Annotated in this window: 15 protein-coding genes; 13 read left to right on the top strand and 2 right to left on the bottom strand. The window is 70.5% G+C overall.

The features are described 5' to 3' along the window. Nucleotides 1-284, top strand: a 284-nt coding sequence (locus tag VKG64_07310; protein ID HKB24849.1) for a DUF1998 domain-containing protein, incomplete at its 5' end; no start/stop codon positions are given. 8 nt (nucleotides 285-292) lie between these two features. Then, the gene (locus tag VKG64_07305; GenBank protein ID HKB24848.1) at nucleotides 293-1,507 is read left to right on the top strand and encodes a ribonuclease H-like domain-containing protein; all 1,215 of its coding nucleotides are present in this window, start codon (nucleotides 293-295) and stop codon (nucleotides 1,505-1,507) included. 13 nt (nucleotides 1,508-1,520) lie between these two features. Here the strand turns inward: VKG64_07305 and VKG64_07300 are convergent, their stop codons facing one another. Further along, entirely contained in the window at nucleotides 1,521-2,480 is a 960-nt protein-coding gene (locus VKG64_07300) for a D-glycerate dehydrogenase (GenBank protein ID HKB24847.1), read from the bottom strand. Between the two features lie 179 nt (nucleotides 2,481-2,659). Here VKG64_07300 and groES point away from each other — a divergent pair, with 179 nt between their 5' ends. The 8 genes from groES (at nucleotide 2,660) to VKG64_07260 (ending at nucleotide 9,631) form a co-directional block, all read left to right on the top strand. Further along, nucleotides 2,660-2,947: a co-chaperone GroES gene (gene groES / locus VKG64_07295; GenBank protein HKB24846.1), complete on the top strand. Its 288-nt coding sequence runs from the start codon at nucleotides 2,660-2,662 to the stop codon at nucleotides 2,945-2,947. Nucleotides 2,948-2,962: 15 nt separating this feature from the next. Further along, nucleotides 2,963-4,588, top strand: coding sequence for a chaperonin GroEL (gene groL, locus VKG64_07290; protein HKB24845.1), 1,626 nt, complete (start codon nucleotides 2,963-2,965; stop codon nucleotides 4,586-4,588). A 172-nt stretch (nucleotides 4,589-4,760) separates the two neighbouring features. Continuing rightward, a complete protein-coding gene (rpsF, locus tag VKG64_07285; protein HKB24844.1) occupies nucleotides 4,761-5,108 on the top strand; it encodes a 30S ribosomal protein S6 in 348 nt (115 codons plus the stop codon). Beyond that, nucleotides 5,108-5,533 carry a single-stranded DNA-binding protein gene (locus VKG64_07280; GenBank protein ID HKB24843.1) on the top strand — a complete coding sequence of 142 codons (426 nt, stop codon included), beginning with the start codon at nucleotides 5,108-5,110 and terminating at the stop codon, nucleotides 5,531-5,533. The genes rpsF and VKG64_07280 overlap by 1 nt, the downstream gene beginning before the upstream one ends. Before the next feature lie 33 nt (nucleotides 5,534-5,566). Then, on the top strand, nucleotides 5,567-5,794 hold the full coding sequence (gene rpsR, locus VKG64_07275; GenBank protein HKB24842.1) for a 30S ribosomal protein S18: 228 nt from the start codon (nucleotides 5,567-5,569) through the stop codon (nucleotides 5,792-5,794). Nucleotides 5,795-5,802: 8 nt separating this feature from the next. Next, nucleotides 5,803-6,246 carry a 50S ribosomal protein L9 gene (gene rplI / locus VKG64_07270; protein HKB24841.1) on the top strand — a complete coding sequence of 148 codons (444 nt, stop codon included), beginning with the start codon at nucleotides 5,803-5,805 and terminating at the stop codon, nucleotides 6,244-6,246. Nucleotides 6,247-6,403: 157 nt separating this feature from the next. Continuing rightward, nucleotides 6,404-7,774, top strand: coding sequence for a replicative DNA helicase (gene dnaB / locus VKG64_07265; GenBank protein HKB24840.1), 1,371 nt, complete (start codon nucleotides 6,404-6,406; stop codon nucleotides 7,772-7,774). Nucleotides 7,775-7,813: 39 nt separating this feature from the next. Next, complete coding sequence (locus tag VKG64_07260; GenBank protein ID HKB24839.1) at nucleotides 7,814-9,631, top strand: APC family permease; 1,818 nt, start codon at nucleotides 7,814-7,816, stop codon at nucleotides 9,629-9,631. 12 nt (nucleotides 9,632-9,643) lie between these two features. Here VKG64_07260 and VKG64_07255 read toward each other — a convergent pair whose 3' ends face one another. Next, nucleotides 9,644-10,429 carry an MBL fold metallo-hydrolase gene (locus tag VKG64_07255; GenBank protein ID HKB24838.1) on the bottom strand — a complete coding sequence of 262 codons (786 nt, stop codon included), beginning with the start codon at nucleotides 10,427-10,429 and terminating at the stop codon, nucleotides 9,644-9,646. Between the two features lie 102 nt (nucleotides 10,430-10,531). Here VKG64_07255 and VKG64_07250 point away from each other — a divergent pair, with 102 nt between their 5' ends. From VKG64_07250 to VKG64_07240, 3 genes are all read left to right on the top strand, one after another. Further along, nucleotides 10,532-11,452: a hypothetical protein gene (locus tag VKG64_07250; GenBank protein HKB24837.1), complete on the top strand. Its 921-nt coding sequence runs from the start codon at nucleotides 10,532-10,534 to the stop codon at nucleotides 11,450-11,452. Further along, the gene (locus tag VKG64_07245) at nucleotides 11,449-11,775 is read left to right on the top strand and encodes a gamma-butyrobetaine hydroxylase-like domain-containing protein (GenBank protein ID HKB24836.1); all 327 of its coding nucleotides are present in this window, start codon (nucleotides 11,449-11,451) and stop codon (nucleotides 11,773-11,775) included. The genes VKG64_07250 and VKG64_07245 overlap by 4 nt, the downstream gene beginning before the upstream one ends. Then, nucleotides 11,775-12,501: MFS transporter (locus tag VKG64_07240; GenBank protein ID HKB24835.1), on the top strand; the 727-nt coding region annotated here is incomplete at its 3' end. The genes VKG64_07245 and VKG64_07240, both read left to right, overlap by 1 nt.

Below are 12,501 nucleotides of genomic sequence, written 5' to 3'. Positions count from 1 at the left end.
CCGCCGAGCCCGGCGCCGTCGCCACGCGAGAGTCCACGAAGCGCCGGCTCCTCGCGGCCGAGCGCTTCAACCCGACGATCTACCTCTACGACTCCCACGCGGGCGGGATCGGCCTGGCCGAGCGGCTCTTCGAGATCCTGCCCGACCTCCTCCGGCGCGGCCTCGAGACGCTCGACGCCTGCGGGTGCCGGTTCGGGTGCCCCTCGTGCGTCGGGCCCGTCAACGAGGTGGGCCGCCGGGCGAAGACCACCGCGCAGGCGCTCCTCCGCGCCCTCACGGCCTGAGCGGCCCCGTGCGGGCGCAGTCCCTCGACGAGCTCCGCCGCATCATCCGGCGCATCGAGACCGCGCGGCCGCCGCGCGCCGCCGCCGCGCCCGCGCACGAGGTGCTCGGCGGCGAGCTCCACGACACCGGCGCGGGCCAGGTGGTGGTCGTGCGCCGCGAGTTCCCGCTCGCGCACCGCCACGGCCGTGAGCCGCTCGGCGGAGCCTTCGACGCGCCGCTCGACCTGCTCGGCGCCGTCGCGGGCGCCAACGCGCCGCTGGGCGACCCGCGACGGCTCCTCTTCCTCGATACCGAGACGACGGGTCTCGCCGGCGGGACGGGCACCTACGCCTTCCTCGTCGGCGCGGGCTGGCTCGAGGACGACCGGCTCGTGCTCGCGCAGTACTTCATGCGCGACTTCGACGAGGAAGCAGGACTCCTCGCCGCGCTCGCGCCGCTCGTCGAGCGGGCGAGCGGCGTCGTGACGTTCAACGGCGCCGGCTTCGACCTGCCGTTGCTCGAGACGCGCTTCATCCTCGCGCGGCGGCGCTGGCCCGGCGGGCTCGGGCACCTCGACCTCCTGCGCCCGTCACGGCGGGTGTGGAGCGCGCGCTTCGCCGACTGCCGGCTCGCCACGCTCGAGCGCGAGGTGCTCGGCCTCGCGCGCGAGGACGACGTGCCGGGCGCGCTGATCCCGGGGCTCTACTTCGACTTCCTGCGCTCCCGGCGCGCGGCGCCCCTCGCGCGGGTCTTCGCCCACAACCGCGACGACGTCCTCTCGCTCGTGGCGCTGCTCGGCTGGCTCGGCCGGGCGCTCGTCGCCGCCGACCACCTCCAGGCGGAGGAGCTCGCGGGGCTCGGCCGGCTCTGGGAGCCGGTGGACGTCGCCCGCGCGCTCGCGTGCTACCGCGGGGCGCTCGCCGCGGGGCTCGGGCCCGCGGCCGGGCAGCGCGTGCGCCTGCGCCTCGCGCGCTGGGAGAAGCGCGCGGCGCGCTGGGACGCGGCGTGCGAGCTGTGGCAGGCGGCGTCGCGGCACGACGCGTTCGACGCCGCGCCGTGGGAGGAGCTCGCGAAGTTCGAGGAGCACCGGCGCCGCGACCTCGGCGCCGCGCACGCGATCGTCGAGGAGGCGCTCGGCCTCGCGGGCTCCGCGGGCGCGCCCGCGCGCGTCGTCGGCGCGCTCGCGCACCGGCTCGGCCGGCTCGAGCGGCGCCTCGCCGCCGCCGGCCGCCGCGGCGTGTAGCCCCCGGCCGCGCTCAGGGCACGGGCGTCAGCGGGGGCTTGCCGTCCAGCACCGCGAGGCAGTTTCGCACCGCGAGGCTCGCCATGGCGATGCGCGTGTCGCGCGAGGCGCTCGCGATGTGCGGCGCCAGCACGACGTTCGGAAGCGGCAGGAGCCCGGGGTGGATCTTGGGCTCCTCCTCGAAGACGTCGATTCCGGCGCCCGCGATCCAGCCCTCCTTGAGCGCCCGCACGAGCGCGGCTTCGTCCACGATCGGCCCGCGTGCGGCGTTGACGAGGATCGCCGTCTTCTTCATGAGCCGGAGCGTGCGTTCGTTGACGAGGTGGCGCGTCTCGGGCAGGAGCGGCGTGTGGAGGCTCACGAAGTCGGCCTCGCGCAGGATCGCGTCGGGCTCCGCGTAGGTCGCGCGGAGCTCGCGCTCGACGGCGGGCTCCGGGCGCACCGCGTCGTGGTAGAGGACGCGCATGCTGAAGCCCGCGGCGCGGCGCGCGACGGCGCGGCCGATCCGCCCGAAGCCCAGGATGCCGAGCGTCTTGCCGTGCACGTCGGCGCCCCAGAGGAGGTCCCACTGCCAGCGCTGCCACTGACCAGAGCGCGCGAACTGGTCGGCCTCGACCACGCGCCGGGCGGCCGCCATCAGGAGGGCCCACGCGAAGTCGGCGGTGGTCTCGGTGAGGACGTCCGGGGTGTTCGTGACGACCACCCCGCGGCGCCTGGCGGCGGCGACGTCGATGTTGTTGTAGCCGACGGCGACGTTCGCGACGACCTTGAGGGTGGGCGCCGCCGCGAGGACCTCGTCGTCGATGGTGCTGATGATGTGGCAGATGAGGCCGTCCTTGCCACGGAGCCTGGCCAGGAACTCGGCCTTGGGGAGCGTCGTGTCGCCGCTGTTGTAGTCCACGGTCGTCCCCTTGGGGACCAGGTCCAGGGCCTCCTTGGGTAAAACGTTTGAAACTAAAAGACTTTTTGCCATTGCCGCCTCCCTCCGTTCGCACGGCCCGGTTCCGGCGCCGCGGGCAATCTTAGCACTCGCCTTGACAGAGTGCTAACGAGCGAGTAAGTAGGTAGATAGCGCGGCCCTCGTAGGCCCAGCCGATCGAGAAGACGGCCGGAGGCTCAGGCTGAACACACACGCAAGGAGGCAGGGGAGCCATGAAGATTCGTCCGTTGCACGACCGCATCCTCGTCGAGCGGCTTGAGGAGAAAGAGGTCAAGAAGGGCGGGATCATCATTCCCGACACCGCCAAGGAAAAGCCGCAAGAGGCCAGGGTGATCGCCGTCGGCAACGGCAAGATCACCGACGAAGGCAAGAAGATCCCCCTCGACGTGAAGACGGGGGACAAGATCCTCTTCGGGAAGTACTCCGGCGCGGAGGTCAAGATCGACGACAAAGAGTACCTCATCCTGCGCGAGGAAGACGTCCTCGCCATTCTCGAGTAAGGAGGAACCCGATCCATGCCGAAGCAGCTGAAGTTCGAAGAGGAGGCCCGGGCGGCGCTGCTCCGGGGCATCAACATCATGGCGGAGGCCGTGAAGGCCACGCTGGGGCCGAAGGGCCGGAACGTCGTCATCGACAAGAAGTTCGGCAGCCCGACGATCACCAAGGACGGCGTCACCGTCGCCAAGGAGATCGAGCTGAAGGACCCGTACGAGGACATGGGCGCCCAGATGCTGAAGGAGGTCGCCTCGAAGACCTCGGACATCGCGGGTGACGGCACGACGACCGCCACGGTCCTCGCCCAAGCCATCTTCCGGGAGGGGCTCCGCAACGTGACCGCGGGCGCCAACCCGATGGCGCTCAAGCGCGGCATCGAGGCCGCCGTTGAGGCCGTGGTCGAGGAGCTGAAGAAGGTCTCGAAGTCGACGAAGGACAAGAAGGAGATCGCCCAGGTCGCCACGATCGCCTCGAACAACGACAAGACGATCGGCAACCTGATCGCCGAGGCGATGGAGAAGGTCGGCAAGGACGGGGTCATCACGGTCGAGGAGTCGAAGTCGGCCGACACGATCCTGGACGTGGTCGAGGGCATGCAGTTCGACCGCGGCTACCTCTCGCCCTACTTCGTCACCGACGCCGAGCGCATGGAGTGCGTGCTCGAGGACGCGCTCATCCTCATCCACGAGAAGAAGATCAGCGTGATGAAGGACATGCTGCCGTTGCTCGAGCAGGTCGCGCGGGCCGGCAAGCCCTTGCTCATCATCGCCGAGGACATCGAGGGCGAGGCGCTGGCGACGCTCGTGGTCAACAAGCTTCGCGGGACGCTGCACACCTGCGCGGTGAAGGCCCCGGGCTTCGGCGACCGGCGCAAGGCCATGCTCGAGGACATCGCCACCCTGACCGGCGGCAAGGCGATCACCGAGGACCTCGGGATCAAGCTCGAGAACATCAAGCTCGACGATCTCGGGAAAGCCAAGAAGGTGGTCGTGGACAAGGACAACACCACGCTCGTCGAGGGCGCGGGCAAGGCCAGCGCGATCGAGGGGCGCATCAAGCAGATCCGCGCCCAGATCGAGGAGACGACCAGCGACTACGACCGCGAGAAGCTGCAGGAGCGGCTGGCGAAGCTGGCGGGCGGCGTGGCGGTCATCAAGGTCGGCGCGGCGACCGAGACCGCGATGAAGGAGAAGAAGGCTCGCGTGGAGGACGCGCTCAACGCGACCCGGGCGGCGGTCGAGGAAGGCATCGTGCCGGGCGGCGGCGTGGCGCTGCTCCGCGCCGCCAAGGCGGTCGACGGCCTCAAGAAGCTCGAGGGAGACGAGAAGGTGGGCGCGATGATCGTCAGGCGGGCGCTCGAGGAGCCCATCCGCCAGATCGTCGAGAACGCGGGCGCCGAGGGCAGCGTCATCGTCGAGAAGGTGAAGCACGAGACGGTGGCCACCCGGGGGTTCGACGCCGACAGCATGGAGTTCGTCGACATGGTGCAGGCGGGGATCATCGACCCGACGAAGGTCGAGCGCGTGGCGCTGCAGAACGCGGCGTCGATCGCCTCGCTGCTGCTCACGACCGAGGCGCTCATCACGGACATCCCGGAGGACAAGCCGGCCGCGGCGCCGGCGATGCCGCACGGGGACATGTATTAAGGTCGGAGGGGGCCTCGACGGCCCCCGCCGATAAGGATCTGATGGAGCCCGCGCGATGCGCGGGCGGCGGCCCGGGCTGGAAACGGCCCGGGCCGTATCTGTTTCGCGGCGTTGACGTTGCAGGGTCTCCCGATGTTTGATACGGTGAGGCGCTTGAGTCCGTCCCCGGGAGGTGAGTGAACTGCGGCCCTACGAAATTCTGGTCATCGTCGACCCGCGTCCGACCGACGAGGAGGTCGCCGCGCTGCTCGAGCAGCTCGGCGAGCAGGCCAAGACGCTCGGCGCGGAGGTCAAGAAGGTGGACAACTGGGGAAAGCGCCGGTTGGCGTACGACATCAAGAAGCAGCGGGAAGGCACGTACGCGGTGCTCGAGGTTTCCGCCGAGCCCTCCATGGTGAAGGAATTCGAGCGTCAGCTCCGGCTCAACGAGAACGTCCTGCGCTTTCTCAGCACGCGCGTTCCGATCCGCAAGAAGGCTCGGCCGGCGAAAACGCCAGCGGTGCTCGAGGAGGTCGGTTGATGGCGAGCCTCAACAAGGTCTTCCTGATCGGTAACTTGACCCGGCCCCCGGAGTTGCGTTACACCCCGAGCGGCACCGCCGTGGCCGACGTGCGGATGGCGGTGAACCGCAACTACACCACGCAAGGCGGCGAGAAGCGGGAGGAGACGTGCTTTCTCACCGTGGTGGTGTGGGGCAAGCAGGCGGAGAGCTGCGGCGAGTACCTCGACAAGGGCAGCCCGATCCTCGTCGAGGGCCGGCTGCAGACGCGCGAGTGGGAAGGGAAGGACGGCCAGAAGCGGACCGTGATCGAGGTCGTGGCCGAGCGGGTCCAGTTCATGGGGCGCGGCAAGGCGGCGGCGACGCCCGCCGCGGTACCGGCCGCCGAGCCGGCGTTCGGCGAGGAGCCGAAGGCGGGCGGCGGCGACGACGACGTTCCGTTCTAGGGAGGGAGAGCCATTCCGCAAGCCCAGAAGCCAATGAAGCGCCGCCGGTTCGGCCGGCGGAAAGTTTGCAAGTTCTGCGCCGACAAGGTGGACCTGGTGGACTACAAGGACATCCGGCGCCTCCGGACGCTCGTCAGCGAGCGGGGCAAGATCATCCCGCGCCGCATCTCCGGCAGCTGCGCGCGGCACCAGCGCCAGCTCACGCACGCGATCAAGCGCGCGCGCACGGTGGCACTGCTGCCGTACCTCGCGACGGAATAGCGGGCCCGATGAAAATCATCCTGCTCGACGACGTCACCAAGGTCGGCCGCCGCGGGGAGGTGCGCGAGGTCTCCGACGGGTACGCGCGCAACTACCTGATCCCGAAGAAGCTCGCGCTCAGCGCCACGGCCGGTAATCTGAAAAACCTCGAGCACATCAAGACGCAGCAGGACGCCAAGGCGAGCCGCATCCAGGCGGACGCCGAGGCGCTGCGCGCGCGCATCGACGCGCTCGTGTACGAGGATCGCCGTCAGGCGTCCGAGGAGGGCAAGCTCTTCGGGTCCGTCACCTCGCAGGACGTGGCGGAGTTCCTGGACAAGCACGGCGTCAAGGTCGAGCGGCGGCGAATCGTGCTCGACGAGCCGATCAAGACGCTGGGCGAGTTCACCGTCGCCGTGCGGCTCCACCACGACGTCACCGCCCAGCTCCGGGTCAGCGTCGTCCGCGAGTAGCGCCCCGTTTCTCATACACCGGCTCTTCACGCGATGCCCACCGTCTGTCCACGGCTTCTGCACCGGGCCGACGTTTCCGACAGATTTTTCTTGACCGGATCGAAGCGGCGCGCTCAACATCGGGCCGCATGATGTCGATGTGTGGTGAGACGCGCCCGTGAGCCCCGTCGAAGTACCGGCGCGGATCCCGCCCCACAACCTGGACGCGGAGCGTGCGGTGCTGGGCGCCGTGCTCCTGGAAGGGCGCGAGACGCTCCCCCGCGTCATCGAGGTCCTCCGCCCCTCGGACTTCTACACCGAGGCCCACCGGTCCATGTACGAGGCCATGCAGCGGCTCTTCGAGCGCGGCCAGCCCGTCGACGTGCTCACGCTGCAGGAGGAGCTCCGGCGCTCGGACCAGCTCGAGTTCGTGGGCGGCCCGGCGGCGCTGGCCCTCCTCGTCGAGCAGGCGTCGATCGCGGCCCACCTCATCTCGTACGCCCACATCGTGCGCGACATGGCCGTCCTGCGCGAGCTCATCCAGACCTCGACCCAGATCATCACACAGGCGTTCGAGGCCAAGGAGGACGTCCAGGTCCTGGTGGACGACGCCGAGCGGAGAATCTTCAGTCTCGCCGAGCGGCGCCTCCAAGGAAGCGCGCTGCCCGTGGGGGCGATCCTCCAGGACACGTTCAAGTACATCGAGCGGCTCTACGAACGGCAGGAGCAGATCACGGGGCTCCCGACCGGGATCCGTCCGCTCGATGAGATGACGGCCGGCCTGCAGCCCTCGGATCTGATTCTGATCGCCGGTCGCCCCAGCATGGGCAAGAGCGCCTTCGCGTTGCATATCGCCCTGAACGCCGGCGTCCGTCACGGAAGCAAGATCCTGATCCTGAGCCTCGAGATGTCTGCGGCGCAGCTCGTCCAGCGGCTCCTCTCGTCGGAGGGCAGGGTGAGCTCCCTGGCGGTTCGCACGGGGAGGCTCGCCGCCGCCGATTGGGGGAAGCTCACGTCCGCCGCGGGTCGCCTGAGCGATACGCGGATCTTCATCGATGACAGTCCGGGCCTGACCGCCCTCGAAGTTCGCGCGAAGGCGCGGCGAATGAAGGCCGAGCATGGGCTCGATCTGGTCATCGTCGACTACATCCAGCTGATGCGCGGCCGCGGGTCCTCGTCGGAAATCAGCCGTCAGCAGGAGATCTCGGAAATCTCGAGATCCCTGAAGGCGCTCGCCAAGGAGCTCAACGTTCCGCTCGTGGCGCTGTCACAGCTCTCGCGCGCGATCGAGGCTCGGGGAGACAACACGCCCCGCTTGTCCGATTTGCGCGAATCGGGAGCGCTGGAGCAGGACGCCGACCTCATTCTGTTTCTCCATCGCCCATCCTTCTATTCCCGGGATCCGTCGGACGAACCGAGGAAGACGGCCGAGATTCACATCGGCAAGCAACGCAACGGCCCCACGGGTAAGGTCGAAGTCTCGTTCCTGCCCGAATATGGACGCTTCGAAACCCTCGCCGACCTGCACCGGCAGCCCCAGCCTTTTTAGGCGCGCCGCCGCCATGCGGCGCGCAGTATCATTGGCCCCGTGCGTTTGCACCGGCTGAAGCGCCTCTTCGTCGGCTCGCCCCTCCCCACTGCCCAGCAACGGCACGAGCGCCTCGGCAGGGCCACCGCGCTCGCCGTCTTCGCCTCCGACGCGCTCTCGTCGGTGGCGTACGCCACGGAGGAGATCCTGCTCGTCCTCATCCTGGCGGGCACGGTCGCGCTGAGCTACTCGCTGCCGATCGCGATCGCGATCGCGATCCTCATCGCGATCGTCGTCAGCTCCTACCGCCAGACGATCCGGGCCTACCCGCAGGGCGGCGGCGCCTACATCGTCAGCAAGGACAACCTCGGGACCACCGCGGGGCTGGTCGCGGGCGCGGCGCTGCTGATCGACTACGTCCTGACCGTGGCGGTGTCGGTCGCCGCGGGCGTCGCCGCGCTCACGTCCGCGGTGCCGTTCCTCTTCCGCTACCGCGTGCCGCTCTGCGTGCTCGCGGTCGTCGTCGTCTCGGTCGCGAACCTCCGCGGGCTGCGCGAGTCGGGCAAGCTCTTTGCCGCGCCGACCTACCTGTTCGTCGGGAGCCTCGGCGCCCTCATCGTCTACGGCGCCGCCGGGGCGCTCTTCGACTTCATCCCCGAGCGGCCGTACCAGGATCACCCCCCGGGCCTCGAGGGCGTGGGGCTCTTCCTGATCCTCCGGGCGTTCGCCTCGGGCTGCACGGCCCTCACCGGCGTCGAGGCCGTCTCCGACGGCGTGCCCGCGTTCAAGCCGCCGGAGGCGCACAACGCGCGCGTCGTGCTGACATGGCTGGGCGTCATCCTGATCGTGCTCTTCCTCGGCATCACCTTCCTCAGCTACGACTTCGGGATCATCCCGCGCCACGACGAGACGGTCGTCTCGCAGCTCGCGCGCCACGTCTTCGGCGGCGGGCCCTTCTACTACGTGATCCAGGCCGGGACGATGCTCATCCTCTTGCTGGCGGCGAACACCTCGTTCGCCGACTTCCCGCGCCTCAGCTTCTTCCTCGCGCGCGACCGGTTCATCCCGCGGCAGTTCGCGACGCAGGGCGACCGGCTCGTCTTCTCCAACGGCATCGTGATCCTCGGGGGCGTCGCGACGCTGCTGCTCGTGGCGTTCAACGGCGACACGCACGCGCTGATCCCGCTCTACGCGGTCGGCGTGTTCCTGTCGTTCACGCTCTCGCAGGCGAGCATGGTGCGGCGCTGGCTCCGGCTCCGCGAGGAGGGCTGGTGGTGGCGCTGGTGGTTCAACGGTCTGGGCGCGGTCGTGACCGGGCTCGTCGTGCTCACGATCGCGGCGACGAAGTTCACCCACGGCGCGTGGATCGTCGTGCTGCTGATCCCGACGCTCGTGGCCGCGTTCGTGATCGTGCACCGCCACTACGACGAGGTTGCGCGGCAGCTCTCGCTCGAGGGCTTCGAGCCCCCGCCGCCGATCACGAACACGGTGCTCGTGCTGGTCGGCGACATCCACCGCGGCGTCGTGAAGGCGATCCAGTACGCGCAGTCGCTCTCGCCGAACGCGAAGGCCGTCTTCGTCGAGACCGACCCGGAGCGGACGCGCCGGCTCGAGGAGAAGTGGGGCAAGTGGGGGATGGGGGCGCCGCTGATCGTGCTGACGTCACCCTACCGGTCGCTGCTCGGGCCGCTGCTCGAGTACATCGACAACCTCCAGAAGGACGAGAACCACGTCGTGACGATCGTGCTTCCCGAGTTCATCCCGGCCAAGTGGTGGCAGCTCGGCCTCCACAACCAGACGGCGCTCCTGATCAAAGGGGCGATGCTCTTCCGGAAGAACGTGATCGTCACCGACGTGCCCTATCACCTGAGCCACTAGCGGCCGCGCCGGCTACAGGCGGAGGCGCCGCCCCGGCTCCACCGCCTCGACCTCCACGCCGGGCGCGGCGGCGCGGACGGCGCGGATGAACTCGGACGGCGGGAGCGACGGGAGCCCGACGAACGCGAAGTAGTCGGTGTGCGGGTGGAAGAGGACGAGCCGGCGCGGGTGGAGGATCGCCGCCGCCTCCGCCACGCGCGCGGGGTAATCGAGCTGGGCGCCCGCCACCACGACGTCGGGCCGGTCGCGGGCGGCGACCGCGCGCACGCGGTCGAGGCGGGTCTGGTCGTTGAACCCCTCGCAGTAATTGGTCACCCGCCGCCCGTCCTCCAGCGTCACCGTGAACCCCATGCGACGCGCGTCGTACGGGTTCGAGAAGTAGAGCCCCGACATCATCTCCTTCGCCTCGGGGCGCGCCGCGAACATCTTCTTCGTGTCCACGATCCGGTGGTCCCACTCGAACGTCGTGACGGTGAGGCCGTGCCACTCGAGCGAGCGGTCGAGCTCGACCTCGCGCACGCGGTCGGCGGCGATGCCGTGCGTGTCGCGGAGGAAGCGGCAGATCTCCGGCGACGCGACGAGCGTCATCCGCGTGCGCCGCATGAGCCCGGGCACGTCCTGGATATGGTCGAAGTGGCCGTGGGTCACGAGGCAGAGGTCGGCGCCGGCGAACGCCTCCGGGCCCGCGAGGGGCGGGCCGAACGGGTTCGTCCAGTTCGGATCGAAGACGAGCGTGCGGCCGGCCGCCGTCCGGAGCGTGAAGCACGACCAGCCGTGGTAGGTGAGCTCCACGCTCACGCTCCGGTGACGCGCGCGGCGACGCGACTCATGGCCGCCTAGCCTAGCCGACGCCGGCGGGCGCGGCAACTCTGGTACACTTGGGTGCCGCGTGACCACCCGATGACCATCGTTCTCGCTCCGGACGGCCCGCTCGACGCCGGCGCGACGCTCGCGCGTTATCACCTGTGGGGAGAGGATCCGGCGAACCGCCTGGCGGGCGGCGCGCTGCTCCGTGTGCTGCGCCTCGGCGCGCGGCTCGTCCCCTACGCGGTGCGCCCGAGCGGTGCCGTGGACGACGCGCGCCTCGAGGTGCGGATCCCGCGCGTGCGCGACGCCGCCGTCGGCGCCGCCGTCGCCGCGGAGGTGCGGCGCCTCTTCGGCCTCGGGTTCGACCTGCCCGGCTTCTACCGCATGGCCAAGGCGGACGCGGCGCTCGCGCCGCTGGTCGAGACCCTCTACGGGCTCCGGCCGACGCTCGCGCCCTCGCCGCTCGAGATGCTCGTCGGCTCGATCGCCGCCCAGCAGGTGAACCTCTCGTTCGCGTTCGCGTGCCGCGCGCGGCTCGTGCGCCGCTACGGCACGCCGGTGCGCGTGGGCGGCGAGACCGTGTGGGCGTTCCCCGGCGCCGCGGCGCTCTCGCGGACGCGCGTGCGCGGGCTGCGCGCGCTGAAGTTCTCCGGCCGCAAGGCCGAGTACATCCGCGACCTCGCGCGCGCCGTCGTCGGGGGCGGGCTCGACCTCGGCGCGCTCGCCGCCGCGCCGAACGAGGCGGTGATCGAGCGGCTCACGCGTCAGCGCGGCCTCGGCCGCTGGACCGCCGACTGGTTCCTCGCGCGCTGCCTCGGGCGCGGCGACGTCTGCCCGGCGGGCGACCTCGCCGTACGGAAGGCGTTCGCGCACCACTACGGGCGCGGCCGTGCGCTCTCCGAGCGCGGGATCCGGCGGCGCGCGAGCGCGTGGGGCGAGTATCAGAACCTCGCGATCCACTACCTCCTCGCCGGAATGCGCCGGCTCCGGCCGCGGGAGGGCGGCGGCGCGTGAACAAGGCCGTCGCGCTCCGGATCCTCGGTCAGCCCGACCCGAACGTGCCGAAGGACGTGCACCTGGTCGGCCGCTACGCGCTCGGCGTGGACTGGGCCGACGGTCACGGCTCGATCTATCCCTTCGACCGGCTGCGGCGCGACTGCGGGTGCGGTGCGTGCGCCACGCTCGAGACGCTCGCGCCGGCGGCGGCGTGGCCGCGGGAGATCAAGAAGACCGACGCCGGGCTCGCCGTCACGTGGGCCGACGGCCACGCGAGCCTCTACCCCTGGGCGGACCTGCGCGGGCTCTGCCGCTGCGCCGGCTGCACCGGCGGTCACTGATGGACGAGCGGGCCAAGCGGCGCGTGCTGGTCGCGGTCATGCTCACCATCTTCCTGGCGGCGATCGAGTCCACCGTCGTCGCGCTCGCGATGCCGACGATCGTCGCGAGCCTGGGCGGCCTGCGGCACTACTCCTGGGTCTTCTCCGGCTACCTGCTGACCCAGACGGTCACGATGCCGCTCTGGGGCCGGTTCTCCGACCTCTACGGGCGCCGCCCGGTCTACCTCGCGGGGCTGACCACGTTTCTCGTCGGCTCGGCGCTGTCGGGCGCGGCGCAGGATATGGCCCAGCTCATCGTGTTCCGGATGGTCCAGGGGCTCGGCGCGGGGTCGCTGATGACGCTCGGCTACACGATCATCGGCGAGATCTTCGGGCTCGAGCGCCGCGCGCGGCTCCAGGGCTATCTCTCGGGCGTGTGGGGTGTGGCCTCGATGGTCGGGCCGCCGCTCGGCGGCCTCCTGACCGACCACCTCTCCTGGCGCTCGGTCTTCTACATGAACCTGCCCTTCGGCGCCGTCGCGATGGCGCTCGTCGCCACGGCCCTCGGGGGCGCGATGCCCGCCCGGCGCCGGCCCGTGATCGACTGGCGTGGCGTCGTCTGCTTCACGGTGGGGATCGTGCTCGTCATGCTGGCGCTCGTCGAGGCGGGCCGGGAGACGGCGTGGTCGGGCGCCGCCGTGCTCGCGCCGCTCGCGGCGGGCGTGGCGACGCTCGCCGTGTTCGTCG

The organism is Candidatus Methylomirabilota bacterium, from assembly GCA_035260325.1.
Classification (GTDB): domain Bacteria; phylum Methylomirabilota; class Methylomirabilia; order Rokubacteriales; family CSP1-6; genus AR19.
Note: the sequence above shows the minus strand (reverse complement) of the source record. Positions and strands in the feature narration are given on the sequence as shown.

Excerpts from the sequence above, each read along its gene's own strand:
- VKG64_07300 (HKB24847.1), bottom strand. The coding sequence starts at position 2,480 with ATGGCAAAAAGTCTTTTAGTTTCAAACGTTTTACCCAAGGAGGCCCTG.
- groES (HKB24846.1), top strand. The coding sequence starts at position 2,660 with ATGAAGATTCGTCCGTTGCACGACCGCATCCTCGTCGAGCGGCTTGAG.
- groL (HKB24845.1), top strand. The coding sequence starts at position 2,963 with ATGCCGAAGCAGCTGAAGTTCGAAGAGGAGGCCCGGGCGGCGCTGCTC.
- VKG64_07280 (HKB24843.1), top strand. The coding sequence starts at position 5,108 with ATGGCGAGCCTCAACAAGGTCTTCCTGATCGGTAACTTGACCCGGCCC.
- rpsR (HKB24842.1), top strand. The coding sequence starts at position 5,567 with ATGAAGCGCCGCCGGTTCGGCCGGCGGAAAGTTTGCAAGTTCTGCGCC.
- rplI (HKB24841.1), top strand. The coding sequence starts at position 5,803 with ATGAAAATCATCCTGCTCGACGACGTCACCAAGGTCGGCCGCCGCGGG.
- VKG64_07250 (HKB24837.1), top strand. The coding sequence starts at position 10,532 with ATGACCATCGTTCTCGCTCCGGACGGCCCGCTCGACGCCGGCGCGACG.